18 protein-coding genes are annotated in these 17,268 nt (G+C 58.5%); all 18 read right to left on the bottom strand.

Annotation, left to right across the window (positions count from 1 at the left end):
* Window positions 1–18: 18 nt before the first annotated feature.
* Complete coding sequence (locus tag ABVS15_RS02950; protein ID WP_369282278.1) at window positions 19–669, bottom strand: DnaJ domain-containing protein; 651 nt, start codon at window positions 667–669, stop codon at window positions 19–21.
* Window positions 666–1,565 carry a DUF5685 family protein gene (locus ABVS15_RS02945; protein WP_369282277.1) on the bottom strand — a complete coding sequence of 300 codons (900 nt, stop codon included), beginning with the start codon at window positions 1,563–1,565 and terminating at the stop codon, window positions 666–668. The genes ABVS15_RS02950 and ABVS15_RS02945 overlap by 4 nt, the downstream gene beginning before the upstream one ends.
* A gap of 11 nt (window positions 1,566–1,576) precedes the next feature.
* Window positions 1,577–1,984, bottom strand: a complete 408-nt coding sequence (locus ABVS15_RS02940) for a SoxR reducing system RseC family protein (protein ID WP_369282276.1) — start codon at window positions 1,982–1,984, stop codon at window positions 1,577–1,579.
* A 32-nt stretch (window positions 1,985–2,016) separates the two neighbouring features.
* On the bottom strand, window positions 2,017–3,300 hold the full coding sequence (locus ABVS15_RS02935; protein ID WP_369282275.1) for a YbbR-like domain-containing protein: 1,284 nt from the start codon (window positions 3,298–3,300) through the stop codon (window positions 2,017–2,019).
* Window positions 3,287–4,171: a diadenylate cyclase CdaA gene (cdaA, locus tag ABVS15_RS02930; protein WP_369282274.1), complete on the bottom strand. Its 885-nt coding sequence runs from the start codon at window positions 4,169–4,171 to the stop codon at window positions 3,287–3,289. The genes ABVS15_RS02935 and cdaA overlap by 14 nt, the downstream gene beginning before the upstream one ends.
* A 235-nt stretch (window positions 4,172–4,406) precedes the next feature.
* Window positions 4,407–5,543 carry an aminotransferase class V-fold PLP-dependent enzyme gene (locus ABVS15_RS02925; RefSeq protein ID WP_369282273.1) on the bottom strand — a complete coding sequence of 379 codons (1,137 nt, stop codon included), beginning with the start codon at window positions 5,541–5,543 and terminating at the stop codon, window positions 4,407–4,409.
* A 91-nt stretch (window positions 5,544–5,634) separates the two neighbouring features.
* Window positions 5,635–5,886 carry a DUF3343 domain-containing protein gene (locus ABVS15_RS02920; RefSeq protein ID WP_369282272.1) on the bottom strand — a complete coding sequence of 84 codons (252 nt, stop codon included), beginning with the start codon at window positions 5,884–5,886 and terminating at the stop codon, window positions 5,635–5,637.
* 142 nt (window positions 5,887–6,028) lie between these two features.
* Entirely contained in the window at window positions 6,029–6,511 is a 483-nt protein-coding gene (gene ispF, locus ABVS15_RS02915; protein ID WP_369282271.1) for a 2-C-methyl-D-erythritol 2,4-cyclodiphosphate synthase, read from the bottom strand.
* On the bottom strand, window positions 6,508–7,239 hold the full coding sequence (gene ispD, locus ABVS15_RS02910; protein ID WP_369282270.1) for a 2-C-methyl-D-erythritol 4-phosphate cytidylyltransferase: 732 nt from the start codon (window positions 7,237–7,239) through the stop codon (window positions 6,508–6,510). Before ispD ends, ispF begins: the two co-directional genes overlap by 4 nt.
* Before the next feature lie 40 nt (window positions 7,240–7,279).
* Window positions 7,280–7,759 carry a CarD family transcriptional regulator gene (locus ABVS15_RS02905; protein WP_369282269.1) on the bottom strand — a complete coding sequence of 160 codons (480 nt, stop codon included), beginning with the start codon at window positions 7,757–7,759 and terminating at the stop codon, window positions 7,280–7,282.
* A 179-nt stretch (window positions 7,760–7,938) separates the two neighbouring features.
* Window positions 7,939–9,285, bottom strand: coding sequence for a butyryl-CoA:acetate CoA-transferase (locus ABVS15_RS02900; protein ID WP_369282268.1), 1,347 nt, complete (start codon window positions 9,283–9,285; stop codon window positions 7,939–7,941).
* 378 nt (window positions 9,286–9,663) lie between these two features.
* Window positions 9,664–11,619, bottom strand: coding sequence for a bifunctional 4-hydroxy-3-methylbut-2-enyl diphosphate reductase/30S ribosomal protein S1 (locus tag ABVS15_RS02895; protein WP_369282267.1), 1,956 nt, complete (start codon window positions 11,617–11,619; stop codon window positions 9,664–9,666).
* Window positions 11,616–12,251, bottom strand: coding sequence for a lysophospholipid acyltransferase family protein (locus ABVS15_RS02890; protein WP_369282266.1), 636 nt, complete (start codon window positions 12,249–12,251; stop codon window positions 11,616–11,618). The genes ABVS15_RS02895 and ABVS15_RS02890 overlap by 4 nt, the downstream gene beginning before the upstream one ends.
* Window positions 12,248–12,922: a (d)CMP kinase gene (cmk, locus tag ABVS15_RS02885; RefSeq protein ID WP_369282265.1), complete on the bottom strand. Its 675-nt coding sequence runs from the start codon at window positions 12,920–12,922 to the stop codon at window positions 12,248–12,250. Before cmk ends, ABVS15_RS02890 begins: the two co-directional genes overlap by 4 nt.
* 11 nt (window positions 12,923–12,933) lie before the next feature.
* Complete coding sequence (locus ABVS15_RS02880) at window positions 12,934–14,169, bottom strand: NAD(P)/FAD-dependent oxidoreductase (RefSeq protein ID WP_369282264.1); 1,236 nt, start codon at window positions 14,167–14,169, stop codon at window positions 12,934–12,936.
* Complete coding sequence (locus tag ABVS15_RS02875) at window positions 14,162–15,028, bottom strand: MurR/RpiR family transcriptional regulator (RefSeq protein ID WP_369282263.1); 867 nt, start codon at window positions 15,026–15,028, stop codon at window positions 14,162–14,164. Before ABVS15_RS02875 ends, ABVS15_RS02880 begins: the two co-directional genes overlap by 8 nt.
* Before the next feature lie 263 nt (window positions 15,029–15,291).
* Window positions 15,292–15,999 carry a pseudouridine synthase gene (locus ABVS15_RS02870; RefSeq protein WP_369282262.1) on the bottom strand — a complete coding sequence of 236 codons (708 nt, stop codon included), beginning with the start codon at window positions 15,997–15,999 and terminating at the stop codon, window positions 15,292–15,294.
* A 131-nt stretch (window positions 16,000–16,130) separates the two neighbouring features.
* Window positions 16,131–17,243: a D-alanyl-D-alanine carboxypeptidase family protein gene (locus ABVS15_RS02865; protein WP_369282261.1), complete on the bottom strand. Its 1,113-nt coding sequence runs from the start codon at window positions 17,241–17,243 to the stop codon at window positions 16,131–16,133.
* Window positions 17,244–17,268: the final 25 nt, after the last annotated feature.

Genomic DNA, 17,268 nt, shown 5'->3' with positions numbered 1-17,268 from the left:
CCTATCAAACGCCGTGCCTTACAGGCAGCGGAATCCAAGACCGCAGCCGTTGCACAAAAGATACGTGCAGCAAAGCTGCTGGCAAAGGCCCGCGTTTCCGCACTGCTCCATACCAAATCCGCCCTGCGGGCTGTAAGCCGACGTTCCGGCGTTGTCCATAAATTCCAGCGCCTGCCGGTACTCCCGGTTGCCCGGGTCCATTCGGGTGGCGGTTTCGTAGTATCTCCGCGCCTCGTCCAGCCAGCCCCGGCGGTAGCAAACCGCGCCCCGGAGAAAATTCCACTCCGCATTGTGGTCGGCGTAGTTTGCAAGCAGGGCCTCCGCCCGGCTCAAATCCCCGGAGTTGACCGCCATGCGCACCTGCTGCAAAACGGAGCTTTGGGACGACTGTCGGGCGGACCCGCCCGCGCCGTAGCCGTAACCGCCGGAGTAGCCTCCGTAACCGGAGCTTGAACGGCTTGCTCCGCTGCTCCGCCCGCTCCCCCGCCGCTTGCTCACTTCCTCATAGGCGGCGTTGATCTCCTTCATCTTCTCCTGAGCAAGATCCGCCAGAGGATTGTCGTGGTAGTTGTCGGGATGGTACTTCCGCGCCAGCTCCAAATATGCTTTTTTTACTTCCGCGTCCGACGCGGATTCGGGAACGCCGAGTACCTGATAGGGATCGTTCATGTGGTTTCCTCAACTTTTCTGTCTTTCTTACGCGCTGACTTTCCTGCCCGGTAGGTACCTGAAAGCACTGCCTTTCCCACCTGAAACAGCCCCGTGTAAACGGTCTTCTCCAAAATGGGAGTCCAGCACCCGAAATCCCACAGCTCATAGGCCGTGGCCAACAGGCGGACGGAGTGGTCCAGCGTCTTTGTAAAGGCCTCCCGGCTCTCCGGCGTCCACGCTCCGTCAGTCAGACCGTAGCGGTAGATCAGCGGGTTGTAGTTTCCAGAGAGGGCATCCTCCTTCAAGTCGTCCGCGGCATCCGTCAGGTATACCCAGCGGCCCAGATGGTATAAAAGCTGATGGAGAATGCGGCGCAACGGTCCGTCCTCCGCCTCGTCGGCGGCGGCAGCCAAAATTTGGGCAAAAGCGTCTGCCGGGGCATCCAGCGAGGAGGACTTCTCCCGCTCCAGCTCCGCAAGCCGATCAAGCTGCTCCCGCGTCACCCGGTCGAATTCCGGACGGGCGGCAGCGGCCTTTCGATATCCGCCCCGCAGAGCCAGAGCCGCCCCACGGTATTTAAGTCCCTTCCAAAACCCGTGATCCGACACGCCGTCCCTCGCCTGCCAATAGGCCAGAATCACGCTCTCGTCCGCCGCCAAATCCAGCGCCGGGTGTTCTCCGCAGCACGTCCTCTTTTTCAGGGGGCTTGCCACGCACCGCTCACAGCGGGTTTCCGGCTCCTCTCCGCCCGAAAGCAGAATAGCCAGAAACGTAAAGTCGTAGTTCAGAATGAACCGGGCGGGGAGTCCGCACCGGCGGCGCAAAGTGTGGCACAGTCCGCAGTAGGCCCTGCGGAACCGCTCCTGCTCCTCAGTGGGGAGCAGATCCAGCGGGGGCCTGACGTAACCAAACATCGCGCCCCGGCTTAAAACAGCCTGACGATGGTAAACTCCATACCGCCCTGCCGCCGCAGACGGCGGTCATAGAGCACCGCCGGAATCATACCCAGTGCAAAGGCGATGACCGCCGCGGTATACCGGGCCGCTACCGTAGCGAAAAATCCCCCCAGCGCATACCCAAGGAAAAACAGCACCACCGGTACCATATAGACCAGGAGGATAATTCCAATAATGTTTTTGGTGCTGCTCTCCACCACCACCTTCTGTCCAGGCCTTGCCCCGATAGAGTTTTTTGCTCTGGCATAGACCGACGCACCGGAAACGCCGCAGCCGGCGCACTCCTCGCAGTCGTGTCCGCAGGCGGACTGCCGGGCCACAGAAATTTCTGCGTGGTCTTCGTCCAGCAGTTTTTCGATTGTTGCAATTTGTGTCATTTAATCGCTCCTAAATCCGCTGATTGTTTACGTTAAGGGACTGTGGGGTCAGGCGTCTCCGTCTGCCCGGTATCTTCGGAAATGGTGATCTTCACCTGATATTCGCCTACCACGCCCACGTCCGCGCCGTTGCCCAGGGTGACCTTTGCGGGAACCGTATAGCTCCCGCTTGCGGCGAGAATATCCGTCAAATCCGCCGTCACCGTAATATCCTCCGCCGTGACGGACGCCACAGCCGCCGCGGTTCCCCGCAGGGACACCGGCAGTTCCGTGGTTAGAACGGTTACAGTTTTCCCTTCCGGTACGTTTTCACACGTAAAATTCACAGCATTGAAGTCGGCAGAGGCCATGTCCTTGAATCGAACGGTCATGGTTGCCCGGACAGCCCCGCTGAGATTTTCACAGCCCGCAGGGACGTTGATTGTATACCGATAGGTGGAGGGACCCACAAATTCCGCCAAATCGAAATCATCCAGCGTAATATACTCAACGTCCTTCAAAAGCTCCGCTGCGCCCGAAACCGTGATGCTGGCGGGAGTGATGGAATAGTCCAGATTCTGAATTCTGGCACCGTCCGCCTCGATAAAGTTGACCCGAAGGGGCAGCTCCTTTTCCACATTCACGGGCAGCGTCACCTGAATCTGATCGGAGGTGGCGCGCAGGTCTGAGGTATCCTCAATCAGCTCTCCGGCCTCGTCGTAAAGCTCATAGTCCAGCGCTCTGGAAACGGTTTCCGTGGCATTGTCCACCGCAAGCGTCACCTTGGCATAGGCCACTGCGTCCACCTCGGTACGTGGGCCGCGCAGCTCCAGCGTCTCCGGCTCCAGACGGAGCTCACCGGCAATATACCCTTCGGCCACGGTGCCCGTCAGCGTACAGCGGATATCCACATTTCGCCGATAAAGCTCGCCAATTTCCACATGGGCCGCATAGGATGCATTGGAATAGGAAACTGCGTCCCTCGGAATATTGCTGGGATAGCGAACCGTATACCCCACGTTATGGGACCCGGTTTCCGTAATATCGGACAGATTCGCCTGAATACGGATTTTATCGGGGTCCAGCTTGGCCAGAATCAGCCGCCGCGCCTTAATGGTCAGCGTCATGGTCTGGTCGCTTTCCGGCAGGAGCATCAGCCCCCGGTCGGCCAGAATGGTGTCGGAACCGACGTATTCGATGGGAATATCGCTGATGGTCTTCTCCTTTTCGGGGTTGTTGATGCTGTCCACGTACAGCCAGATGGCACAGGAGAACAAAACGGAGAGGACGACGTACAGCACCTTGCTTTTGTTCCAACGTTGTTTATTGTTCTCCATTGCGGCCGCCTCCTTCCCTGCGGACGCGCAGCAGACCGAAAAGGCCCGGTTTGCGGTCCGACGGCTCCTTTTCCTGAGGCAGCAGCTCGTTGCGCAGGAGGTTTTCCAGCGTCTCCGGCATCAGATGCCGCTTCAGCATCCCCCCCACGGCCACGGAGATAGACCCCGTCTCCTCGGAGACAATCACCACCACCGCGTCGGAGTTTTCGCTCATGCCGATACCAGCCCGGTGGCGCATCCCCAAGTCCCGCGAGAGATTCACATTTTTGCTCAGGGGCAGCATACAGCCCGCGCCCAGAATCCGTCCCTTGCGGACGATGACTGCGCCGTCGTGCATGGGCGCTTTCACGAAAAAGATGTTTTTCAAAAGCTCGCTGGATACGTCCGAATTCAGCACCGTGCCGCTGCGGACCATGTCGTCCAGCAGATTCTCCCGCTCAAACACAATCAGCGCGCCGGTGCGGGACTTAGACATTTCGGTACAGGCCAGAACGGTCTGCCCGATCATGCGCTCCAGCGTGCTCTCCGTCTCTCCTCTGGTGAAGAAAAAGGCCAGCCGTCGGCTGCCCATCTGCTCCAGCACACGGCGAAGCTCCGGCTGAAACAGGATGATAAGAGCCAGAACGCCCCACTCCACCATCCGGCCCATGATGTAACTGATGCCGTTGAGGTGGAAGATGGAGGACAGCCACAGCACCGCCAGAAAAATCAAAACGCCCTTTAAGAGATTTGCCACCCTCGAGGTCTTGACAAAGTTCAGCAGCTTGTACAAGACGATGGCCATCAGAAGAACGTCCAGAATGTCCGTGATTTCAATTGTCAGCATGTACCGGGCAATCATGCCCGGCAGAAGCGAAAATTTTGCGCTCATCGCTGCATCAGCTTCCTTCCCGGGTCAGGGCAGGATTCCGCCCGTGGCCAAAGCCGCAGGATTCGGAGATTGCCCAAATTACAAGAACGCTTATATTATATAGAAAATGACGCCGGATTGCAAGGCAAAAGGCGTCAAAATTCATAGTATGTTCACCGCTTTTCAGGATTTTTCCTCCAAACCCGGCTTTGCCGCCCGCGCCCCGAAAGCCGGGTGCGGGCGGCTGTGGGAGAAATCAGTCGGAAAGGCGCTTCAGGATTCCCGGCAAGGCCTCCAGCAGTAAATCCACCTCTTTTTCCGTGTTAAACGCGGAGAAGCTGAGACGGACGGTACCGCTGTCGATCGTTCCGGCGGTACGGTGGGCCAGAGGTGCGCAGTGCAACCCGGACCGGACCGCAAAGCCAGCCTCTGTCAGCGCATTGCCAACAAATTCGGAATCCACCCCGTCTACCACAAAGCTGAGCACACCGGTCTGGGCGAAAAGATCACGTCTTGCGCAGACGCAGACGCCCGGAAGCTTCCTCAGGCCCTCCGAGGCCTGCAAAGCCAGCTTTCGCTCGTGGAGGCAAATGGCGCTTTCTCCCTTTCCGCGGACAAAGCGAATTCCCTCCAAAAGGCCTGCGATGCCGGGCACGTTGTGGGTCCCGCTTTCCAGCCGGTCCGGCAAAAAGTCCGGCATTTCCTGCTGGATAGACAGGCTGCCGGTTCCCCCCTCCATCAGCGGGGTTGCCTCCGCCTTATCGCCGCAGAGCAATACGCCGGTGCCCTGCGGGCCATACAGTCCCTTGTGCCCCGGCATAGCCGCAAACGCAGCGCCCAGCGCCGCCATGTCTAACGGCATCACTCCCGCGGACTGGGATGCGTCAATTACAAAGGGAACACCCCGCTCCCGGCAGAGCGCCGCCACAGCCTCCACCGGCTGCACCACGCCAAAGACGTTGGATACATGGCTGCAAACCACCGCGTCCACGTCCGAGGTAATGGCCTTTTCAAAAGCCTCCGTGGTCAGGTCCGGGCGGAACAGCGGCGCGCCGGCCACGATAATTTCCGCGCCCAGCGCCGCAAGTGGCCGGGTGACGGCATTGTGCTCATAGCCGGAAATCACCACCCGCCCACCGCGGGGAACAAGGCTTTTGATGGCAACATTCAGCCCGTGGGTGGCGTTCATGGTAAATACCACCCGGTCCGGCTCCGATATATGAAAAAGCTCGGCCAGTTCCGTGCGGCAGGAGAACAGGGTATCCGCCGCCTGCATGGCCGCCGGATAGCCGCCGCGTCCGGGAGAGCTCATGGTTTGCAGAGCTTTCACCATTGCTCGGCCAACCGTCTCCGGTTTTTGGAAGCTGGTAGCCGCACTGTCCAGATAGATCATAGTCAACCTCCTAAAAAAGTTTCCAAAGCGGCGTTTTTACCCCGCGTTCCAACGCTATCCGAGGTCCGGCGGCAAAGCCGCCGGACACGGTTTACAGAGAAATCTCCACGTATTTTCCCTGTTGTAACAAATATAATTTCGCGGGGTAAAGCCCCGCCGACCGAAGAATCGACAGTGCGGACCGCAAAGCCCCGCCCGTCACTTCCACGGCATACGCGCAGCCCATATTGCTCAACTCTCTGGGAGCGCGGAAGATGCGCGTCCGGATCCCCGCGGCCATCAGCATTCTTTCCATTCGTTGGGCATAGGTCACAGAGCGGGCGATCATCCAGTATTGTTCCACGGACACTCCTCCTCTCCCCATAGTTTATGCGGACCGGAAAAAGGGGTGAGAACGGAAGTACCAAAACATTGACGGACCGCCGTTCAGGGTCTTGCAAACAAACGGAGGCCCATCCTCCCGGATGGGCCTCCCAAATCAGTTGTCATTCCTTTTCCAAAAGCACCGCAGCTTGCGCCGCCATGCCTGAGCCGTCTCCCGTGAAACCAAGACCTTCTTCCGTAGTGGCCTTCAAATTCACCCGGTCCCGCTCCACACCAAGCGCCCCGGCAAGATTCTTCGCCATCTCCGCCTTGTAGGGGGCAATTTTCGGTTGCTGGGCAATCAACGCGGCATCCACGTTCACCACCGCATAGCCCTTCTCCCGCAGAAGCGCCGCCACCTGCCGCAAAAGGGCAATGCTGTCCGCGCCCGCATATTGAGGGTCGCTGTCCGGAAACAGGGTACCGATGTCCCCCAGTCCCGCCGCACCGCACAGTGCGTCCATCACGGCGTGGGTCAGCACGTCCGCGTCGGAATGGCCCAGAAGTCCCTTTTCCCAAGGAATTTCCACGCCGCCAAGAATTAGCTTTTTCCCCTCCACCAGCCGGTGAACGTCATAGCCCTGACCGATGCGCAGCCCCGTCATAGCAGACCCTCCCTGGCGTCCAAAATCGCCTGAGCCAGAATCAAATCCAGCGGCGTGGTGATTTTCAGGTTCTCCTCGTCTCCGTCCACCAGATATACGGTTTTGCCCAGCCGCTCCACGGCGGAGCAGTCGTCCGTCGTCTCAGCCCCGGCTTCCATGGCGGACTGAAGTGCCGCCTTTAAAAGGCTGGCTTCAAACACCTGCGGCGTCTGTACCGCAGCCAGTGCGGAGCGGTCCAGCGTTTCTTCCACCTGCCCGTCCCGCACGGTTTTCACTGTGTCCTTCACGGGAATCGCCGGGGCGGCAGCGTTGCACCTTGCCGCTTTTTCAATCACGCTGTCAATCAGCTCCGGCACAGTCAGAGGGCGCGCCCCGTCCTGCACCGCCAGAAGCTCCGTTTTCTCGTCAGCCTCCAGCGCGGCCAGCAGCACCGAATGGGTACGGGACTCTCCGCCCCGAATCACCTTGGCGCATTTTGAAATATCATATGTACGGCACAAATCGGAAAAGGACAGGATATCCTCCTCCCGGGCCGCCACAATGATGGCGTCCACACGCTGCGCCCGCTGAAGCGCCAGCAGCGTCCGGGCCAGAACGGGAATGCCGTCCAGCGGCTCCAGCAGCTTGTTAATTCCCTCTCCCATCCGGGAGGAGCCGCCGGCCGCAGCTACCAGCGCCGTACAAAAGGGACGCTGCGCATCTTTGAAACGGTGAAAGAAACGGAACATTGGATCTCCTCTTCCCCGACCGGCTTTCCCCGGCCCGTATTTATACCTCCATGGAACCGTCCAGCCGTTGCTCCACCTGTTCATAGCTGCCCACGCCGGTAAGCACGATTTCCGAAATCAAAATCTGCTTGGCGTTGTGAAGCATTTTCCGCTCTCCGGTGGACAGGCTCCGCTCCCTGTCGCGCATGGTCAGGCTTTTGATTACCCGAGCCAGCTCATAAAGGTCCCCGCTTTTCAGCCGCTGGAGATTTTCGCGATAGCGCTTGTTCCAGTTGGTGCTCTCGTCGATGTTCATGGTGGGAAGCGCACTGAACAGCGCCTCCACCTCCGCCCGGTCCGACACGGGGCGCAGGCCGATCGCATCGCTGTTGGCCGTTGGAATTTTCAACAGAAGCCCGCCCACCAGCATCTTAAAGACATAGTAATCCTGCGCCGCGCCGCCGAGCTTCTCACACACAATGCCGTCAATCACACCGGCGCCGTGCATGGGATGAACCACCATATCTCCGACACTGAACATTTCAGGCTCCTTTCATGTCCCGGATGCGCTCATCGCAATTATCAAAATTCCAAAAATCTTAAATAGATCATATCACATTTCGGGTAATCTTACAAGTATATCCTGAAAAATGTTGCGTAAACCGTAAAAAACCGCCCTCCACGGCACTGTGAAGGGCGATTTTTATCAAAAAGAGAGCCTTACTTCTTGTTGGACCGACGCCAGATGTGCATTTTTTCTGCCTCGGCAATCAGCTCCTCCCGGAACTGGGGATGGGCGATGCTGATGATGGCCTCGGACCGCTGCCAAGTAGACATACCCTTGACGTTGACCTTGCCGTATTCCGTTACCAGATAGTGTAGGTTGCTGCGGGTAGCGGTGACGACGGAGCCATTAAGCAGCGTGGAGCGGATACGGGAGGTCAGCTCGCCGGTTTTCTTGTCCTTTACAGAGGAGGAGCAGCAGATGAAGCTCTTTCCGCCCTTGGACAGATATGCACCCATCACGAAGTCCATCTGGCCCCCTGCGCCGGAGATGTGGGTGGTGCCGGAGGACTCAGAGGAAACCTGCCCGTACAGGTCAATGTCCACTGCGCCGTTGATAGAGACAAAGTTGGGAATCTGGGACACGCGGGCAACATCGTTGGTATAGTCCACAGGAGCCGCCATGCACTGGGGGTTGTTATCCAGGAACTCATAGAGTTTCCGGGTGCCCGCGGCAAAGGTAAAGGCCTGACGGCCCTTGTCAAAGGGCTTGTATTTGCCGGTGATTTTCCCGGCCTTGGACATATCCACGAACGCGTCCACGTACATCTCCGTATGTACACCCAAATCCTTCAGGTCGGACTCGGCAATCAGCTTGCCCACGGTGCCGGGCATGGCGCCAATGCCAAGCTGGAGGCAGGCCCCGTTGGGAATCTCCTCCATGACAAGGTGGGCAATGGCAAGATCCGTCTCACTGGGCTGGGCAGCGCCGCCCAGTTCATCGGGAAGGCTGTTCTCTCCTTCAACAATCATATCCACATCGTCGATATGAATGCAGTTTTCAAAGCCACCGTGGCAATAGGGTAAGGAGGTATTCACCTCTAAAATAATACATTTGCTGCGTTCACAGGCCGCCTTCAGGTGGGAGCAGCTGGGCCCGAAGTTGAACCAGCCATGGGAATCCATGGGGCAAGCCTGTATCATTAGGACGTCGATGGGTGCCATATTTTCACGGTAGTACCGGGGAAGCTCGGAATACCGAATGGGAACGTAAAACGCCAGACCCTCCTTGGCCATCTTCCGCTCCAGACCGCCCATGTGCGTGGAGTTCCATGTAAAATGCCGCGCCGCATCCGGAACATTCATCACAGCGGGACGGTGCGTGAGAACGCCCCCGCGGATATTCACGTCTGTCAGCTCGTCCGCGCGCTTTGCCAAAGCCTTATCCAGCGCGTCGACAGTTCCTACGCACCAGCCGTAATCAATCCAGTCTCCGGATTTGACGATCTTGACAGCCTCGTCCGCAGTCTTCAGTTTCTGTTTGTATGTCTCCTGATAGCTCATGAAAAATTCCTCCCTGTTTTTTCAATAAAACCATGCAGTTTCAAAGATTGTCAATATTGTAACATAATGGTTTTTAGAATGCAATCAAATCTGTGAAATTTGCGCGCAGGATTTCCAAAGCGGCGGCAGTCGCCATAGCCCTGTACGGGAGGCGCTCCAGCCGCCCCTACGCTTGATTGTCCTGGAAAAAACCGGGGTCTATAAAAAGCGACTGCTGGTTGCGTGATTTCAGCTCCAAGGCTTCAAAAAATTTTCGGCGGTTTGCCGAATGAATTGTCGGAATAAGCGGATTATGTCAAGGAAGCGGATAGAAAGAAAGCTCCGGAAATGCTTTTGCATTTCCGGAGCTGAATTGCGTATCAATCGGTGAGGCTTGGCTTACTCGCCCTCAACCTCGGACTCGTCCTGCGCTGCGGGAGCCAGCAGAGCGCGGATAGACAGGGAAATCTTCTTCTTCTCCTCGTCCACGGCGATGATCTCGGCTTCCACTTCCTGACCCTCGCTCAGCACGTCGCCGGGCTTTTCAATGCGCCGATCGGCAATCTGAGAAATGTGAATCAGGCCATCCACGCCGGGGACAACCTCGGCAAACGCGCCGAAGGTCATCAGCTTGACGATGCGGACCGTAGCCACGTCGCCCACGCGGTACTTGCTCATGAAGTCCTCCCAGGGATTCACGCCGCGGTCCTTCACGCCCAGAGAAATCTTGCGCTTCTCGGCGTCGAAGGAGATGACGTACACTTCCATGGAATCGCCCACCTTGCAGACCTCGGAGGGGGTCTTGATGCGGCTCCAGCTCAGCTCGGAGATATGCACCATGCCGTCCACACCGCCAATGTCCACAAACACGCCGTAAGCGGTCATAGACTTTACGGTGCCGGTATAGCGCTTGCCAACCTCGATGCTGTTCCACACCTCGTCCTGCGCGGCTCTACGAGCCTCGTCAGCCACGGAGCGGATGGAACCCACCACACGGCGGCGGGCGCGGTTGACCTCGGTGATGCGCAGCTGCACCTTGGACTTGACCATGGTGTCAAGGTCCGCCCCGCGGGGCATGCCGCTCTGAGAGGCGGGCACGAACACGCGCACGCCCTTGACAGAAACGACCACGCCGCCCTTGTTGACTTCGGTGACGACGCCGTCCATCACGGTCTTGTCCTCTACGGCCTGCTCGATATTCTCCCAGACCTTCACAGTGTCAAGACGCTTCTTGGACAGCTCGGCATAGCCTTCAATGTCGTTGACGCGGACGATATATGCCTCGATCTCGTCGCCCACCTTCAGAAGCTCCTCAGGCTTGGCGTTGGGATCGTCGCTCAACTCGCTGGCCTTGATGTATGCGGCCTGCTTGGCACCCACATCCACCTGCACCTCCGTGGGACCCACGGCCGTGACGATGCCGGTTACCTTTTCGCCTGTATTTAAAGTCTTAAAAGATTGATTCAGCAGTTCCTCAAAGGATTCCTCGCCACTTTCGACGTTCTTGATTTCTTCACTCATCGTTGCATATACCTCCTTAATGATGCCCGCAGGCGTGGAGGCACCGGCCGTCAGACCTGCAACAGAGCAACCATTGAAAAAATCCGGCGAGAGCTCGTCCGCCCCCTCGATTTGGAGAACGCGCGGGCATCTCTCAATACAAATTTCCGTCAAATGTTTGGTGTTTGCACTTCTGGGGTCTCCAACCACCACCATTGCGTCCACCCGCCCGGCAATCTCTGCCGCCTCGGATTGACGCTTACGCGTAGCATTGCATATTGTATCAAATATTTTGGCGTTTGTACACTGTTTTTTTAAGATTTTTATGGAAGTCTCAAAAAGTTCACGAATACAGGTGGTCTGTGCCGCCACCGTGATGGGAAGGTCCCGCCGTGTTGGGTCCTCCGCAAGCCAGGCGGCAAGCTCCTCCGGCCCGCCGAAAATCAGCGGATGCCTGCAATAGCTGGCGATTCCCTGAATTTCAGGATGATTTCGCTCCCCGATGATGATGACCTGCCGTCCGTCCTCCTCCGCCTGCCCCACAAGGGTTTGAATCCGCAACACGTTAGGACAGGCGGCGCTGACGCAGCGAAGTCCCCGTGCCGCCAGTTCCTCCACCAGCTCCCGCCGCTCTCCGTGGGAACGGAGCACGACGGTTGCACCCTCCGGTGCATCCTCCGGTCCTGCGATTTTCCGCACACCCAGAGCCTCCAGCTCCGCCACCACATGGGCATTGTGAATCAGGTCTCCCAGCATGACGCAGCAGCCGCTTTCGGCGGCGGTTTTCTTCGTCAGCTCCACGGCCCGCTCCACGCCATAGCAAAACCCGGCGCTCTGCGCCAAGAGTACTTTCACAGCGGCGTCCCTCCCACGGCCTGTCCGCCTAAAGCGTAGGCCGCCGCCAGAACCTCGTCCGCCACGGTCTGAATTTCCTCCGCCGTGCCGTGCTTTCCGGTAATCCGGGGTTCATAGGGTTCGCCGAAAATGATGCGGGTACGGCGGAAGGGCTTCTTCTCCCCGTCCACAAACACCGGCACCAGCTTCGCGCCCGTGCGGATCCCGATCATGGCCACGCCGCCGTGGGCGTGGGCAGGCAAGCCGTCCACATGGCCGATGCCGTTGCGAACAGTGGTTCCCTCCGGGAACATCAGCAAATTGTCTCCGGATTTAATGGCCTGCATGGCGGTTTTGACCGACTGAATGTCACTGCCGCCCCGGCTGACGGGAAACACCCCCACCCGGCGCAGAATCCAGCCCAAAAGCGGATTGCGGAACAGCTCTTCCTTTGCCATGATGTGCAGCCGGTAATTTACCGGCAGCACCAGCGCCACCATAATGGGGTCCCAGTCGCTGGCATGGTTGGGACACAGCAACGCTCCCCCTTTGGGCAGGCGATCCATCCCCTCCACCTTGGCAGGATGGAGCAGATGAGTGACAAAGCCCACCACATAGTAAATAAACACAAAAAAACGGTTAAAAGGCTTCATTTCAGCGCCTCCTCCACCACCCGTGAAAGCGCGGCCAGACTCTCCTGAAAATTCAGTGTCGTGGTATCCACCGCCACGGCACCCTCCGCCTGCCGCAGCGGCGCAGCGGCACGGTGGGAGTCGTCCCAGTCCCGCTGGACAATCTCGCTGCGCACTTGATCCAGCGCTTCAGGCGTTCCCCGCTCCGAAAGCTCCAGATACCGCCGCTTGGCTCGGGTCTCCACCGAGGCGGTGAGAAAAATTTTCACGTCCGCGTCGGGCAGGACCACCGTACCGATGTCCCGTCCGTCCATCACCACGCTGTGGTTCCGGGCCAGCTCCCGCTGCATTTCCAACAGATACGCCCGGACCTCCGGGTGGGCGGAGACGACGGAGGCATATTTGGAAACCTCGGGAAGGCGAATCTCCTCCGACACGTCTTCTCCGTTTAAAAACATACGCTGCGTTTCATCTTCGCCCCTACGCAGTTCCACCTTCGCCTGCGGAAGCAGCCGCAACACCGCCGCCTCGTCTGCCGGGTCCACCCCACAGCGGCGGACATAGCAGCCGACGGTCCGGTAAATAGCGCCTGTGTCAATGTACAAATATCCTTTTTTCTTTGCCAGCGCCCGGGCCAGTGTGCTCTTCCCCGCGCCGGAGGGCCCGTCGATGGCAATGCTCACGTTCTTCATGGGAATGCTCCTTACTCCTTGGTATCCGCCGCTGCAAATCCCGCGGCGCGCCCGGTTGCCCAGGCAATTTGCAGGTTAAAGCCTCCGGTATAGGCGTCTACATCAATCAGCTCGCCCGCAAAGTACAGTCCCTTTACAGTCTTTGATTCCATGGTGCTTGGGTCGATTTCTCGCACTGTTACGCCACCGGCGGTGACAATGGCCTCCTCCACCGGGCGGGGCGCATCGACAGCAATGGGAAAATGCTTTAAAAGACGCAGCAGGCCCTGCCGCTCCTCCCGCGTGACATCGTGCACCTTTCGATGCGGGGAAATCCCGCAGCACTCCACCATGACCGGAATCAGCTTTTGGGGCAACAGATCGCTCAGCGCGTTACAAAAATCGCTGTTGGCGTATTTTTCAAAGTCAGAGAGCAGGCGCTTGTCCAACTGCCCCTCGTCCAGGGCGGGCTTCAGATCAATTTCCAGCCGATACGCCTTTTCTCCAAAATGCCGCATATGGGCCGAGGCAGACAGCACCAGCGGACCACTGACCCCAAAATGAGTGAACAGCAGCTCGCCAAAGTCCGTATGAATCTTTTTGTTGTTTTCAAAAACCGACAGTTCTACGTTTCTCAATGAAAGTCCCTGCAAATCCGCGCAGAGGTTCCCCACTTCCCGCAAGGGTACCAGAGAGCCTCGCAGCGGCGTCACCTTGTGGCCCGCCTGCTCCGCGAACCGGTGTCCGTCTCCGGTGGAGCCGGTGGCGGGGTAGGAAATTCCGCCGGTGGCCAGAATTACCGCGTCGGCGTTCAAAGGTCCCCGCTCCGTTTCCACGCCCCGGACTGTCCCGTCCTCAAGCAGCAGGCTTTCCGCCCGCCGCCGCAGAATGGAGACATTCAGCTTTTTCAGCCGACGCTCCAGCGCGCCGCTGACGTCAAAAGAGCGGTCGGACACGGGAAATACCCGCCGCCCCCGCTCCACCTTCAGCGGAACGCCCAGCTCCTGAAAAAACGCCATGGCGTCCCGCCCGTCAAACCGGGAAAATACACTATAAAGAAATTTTCCGTTGCGGGGAACATTGGCCAGCAGCTCCTCGCACCCGGAATCGTTGGTAACGTTGCACCGGCCCTTGCCGGTAATATTCAGCTTTTTTCCAAGGCGGTCGCCCGGCTCCAGCAGCGTCACGGACGCCCCCCGCTCCGCCGCCGAAATTGCGGCCATCATGCCGGCGGCTCCGCCGCCGACCACCAGGACTTTTTTATTCATCGTCTGCCTTTCCAAACACGCCGTAGGCATCCCAGATGTCCTCCAGCTCAGAGAAAATGGTGGTAACATCCTTCCCCAGCCGGAAGCCCAAAGACACCAGCAGGGCATTTACCATGGACATAGGCGCCACCATGGAGTCCACAAAGGAAATCATTTCGCTGGGAGCCAACACCGCTGCGCTGGACATCTGTCCCAGAGGGGACAGCTCGTTGTCCGTAATGGCCAGAATTGTCGCGCCCCGGTCCTTTGCAAACTTCGCGGTGTTGATGGTGGCCTTGGAATACCGTGGAAAGCTGATGGCCAGCATCACGTCACCGGGTCCGATGCGGAAAATCTGCTCGAAAATAGCGCCCGCCGTGTTGGACTGCACCAGCGTCACATTGTCCATCAGCAGGTGCATGTAAAAGTTCAGATACCCCGCCACAAAAAAGGAGGACCGGACACCCAGTATATAAACGTGCCGGGCCCGCACCAACTCATCCACCACGCGGTCAAACTCCCTGCGGTCCGCTTTATCCGCCACCATCCGCAGCCGGTCAAAATCAGAGCGCATTACGGAAGACAGTACGTCATGTCCGCTCATCATGGTGTCCGCCACCTGAATGCGCTGCGTGGAAGTCAGGCGGCTGCGGATCATTTCCTGCAGCGTCCGCTGCAAGGCGGGATAGCCCGCGTAGCCCAGCTCATAGGCAAAGCGGACCACCGTGGATTCACTGACGCCCGAGAGCTGCCCCAGCTTGCTGGCCGTCATGAACGCGGCCTTGTCATAGTTCTCCATAATATAGGAAGCAATGCGCTTTTGTCCCTTTGAAAAGCCGCTCATGCCGCTCTCCAGCGTATATAAAATGCCTTTCGCCACGATTTTCCCCTCCGCCGTATCTCTTCTTCCGGGTCAGCGCATCAGGCACTGACCAAGTGTGATGAATAGCTTATCATATTTCCTGCATTTTTTCAATAAAAACCTTTGTTTTTTTGATATAACGGCCTTGAGAAAACGGTTGTTTTCTAAAATCCCCTGAAATTTCAAGGGCTTTTTATTGCTGCAATGGACATAAGAATTGCAGGATTTTTAAAAATCCTGCAATCATATGCTTTCCAGCTGCGAATTCGGCGAAGCCTCCGTCACTGCGCTTGCAGCGCGGCCAGCTCCTCCTCCGTCAAAAACCGCCACTTCCCCTCCGGCAACGCGCCCAGCTCCAGAATGTGCTCCCGCACCCGCCGCAGCCGGAGGACCGTCAGCCCGCATTGGGCGCACATGCGCCGAATCTGGCGGTTTTTGCCCTCGTGAATGACCACGCTAAACCGCGCCCGGTCCCCGCTTTGAAAAAGCACCGCTACCGTGGCCGGAGAGATGGGCTCTCCGGCAAGATCCGTAACTGCCCGCAGGGCCGCGTCCGCCCCGGCCCGGAAGCCGGAAACCTCCACCTCATAGGTTTTGTCAATCTGAAAGCTGGGGTGGATTAACCGCTGCATCAGCTCCCCGTCGTTGGTCAGCAGCAGCAATCCCTCGGAATCCATATCCAGCCGCCCCACCGGGAACACCCGCGCCCCTGCGTCCTTCACCAGCTCCGCCACTGTGGGGCGGCCCTTCTCGTCGGAAAGGGTCGTCACATAGCCCCGTGGCTTGTTCAGCAATATGTACGTTTTATGTTCTTTCCGCCCAAGCGGAGCGCCGTCCACACGCACGTCGTCCCGGTCCGGGTCGGCCCGGTCGCCCAAGTGGGCGATTTGTCCGTTCACCATCACCCGTCCGTCGGTAATCCATTCCTCCGCCGCCCGGCGGGAGCACAACCCCGCGGCGGACAGCAGTTTTTGCAGACGTTCTTCCATGTCCGCCGCTCCTTTCTGTGTGTCCAAATTGGAAAGGCCGCGCTTTACCGCGCGGCCCCAGACCGTCGGGATGGGTTTCCCGCGCCAAACGGTCTGAATATTTCGGAACTCCGCGCCGCCTGACGGCGCACTCAGCACTTCTTCAGCAGCTCACCCATGCGGCGCAGCAGGCTCGAAGGGGGCTGGATGGCGGACAGCGCATCGCCGCCGCACAGAAGCTCCACCCGTCCCGTCTCCTTGCCGCTCAAGGTAAACACAGCATGTCCGACTTTTGTTCCCGCCGTCACCGGAGCTTTTACACTCTCCGGCAGCTCAAACCGAACCTCCAGCTTTTCTCCCTGCGCCAGAGGCCAGGAAAAGCTCTCCGCTGCCACCACAGGGATTGCGGTGCTCACACCCCCGGTCACCGCCAGCGTCCCCACCGTCTCACCGATGGTCATGGCCCGGTGGGCAGGATATTGGGAAAACCCATAGTCATACAGCGCGGCGTGATCCGCCCAATCGTTCCCGTCCTGCAGCGTCACCGCCACCAGACGCTGCCCATTTCGCCGCGCACAGGATACCAGCGTGCGGCCCGCGGCTTTGGTGTAGCCGGTTTTCAGGCCGATACAGCCATCCACATAAGAAAGCAGCTTATTATGATTGGTCAGCGTCCGCCCGCCCACGGTCACGGAACGGGTGGAGACAATCCGGGCAAAGGCCTCGTTGTTCATGGCGGCGCAAGCCAGCACCGCCATGTCTCTGGCGGTGGAATAGTGCTTTTCGTCGTCCAGCCCGTTTGGATTTGCAAAGGAGGTGCCGTTCATTCCCAGCTCCTTCGCCTTTTGGTTCATCAGCTTCACGAATTTATCCGTGCTGCCGGCCACACCCTGCGCCACGGCCACCGCCGCGTCGTTTCCGGAGGAGAGCATCAGCCCGTACAGCAGGGTTTCCAGCGTCAGCTTCTCCCCCGCCTTCAGGTACATGGAGGAGCCCTCCGTGTTGGCGGCCTCCGCCGTGACCTTCACGGTGCCCCGAAGCTCTCCGTTTTCCAGCGCCACCAGCGCCGTCATAATTTTGGTCGTACTGGCAATCAACATTTTTTTGTTTTCGTTTTGGGCGTACAGCACCCGGCCCGAATCCACGTCCATCAAAACGGAGGATGTGGCAGAGGTACTGACAGCCGACACCTTGCAAGGAAAAATACTATACAGACATAAAAGGGCGCAAAGCAGCGCCGTGAAGCGTTTGAAGCGAGTTTTCATCCACGATCACCTTTCCACTGAGGTG

Source organism: Oscillibacter sp. GMB15532 (assembly GCF_041020825.1).
GTDB lineage: Bacteria > Bacillota > Clostridia > Oscillospirales > Oscillospiraceae > Oscillibacter.
Note: the sequence above shows the minus strand (reverse complement) of the source record. Positions and strands in the feature narration are given on the sequence as shown.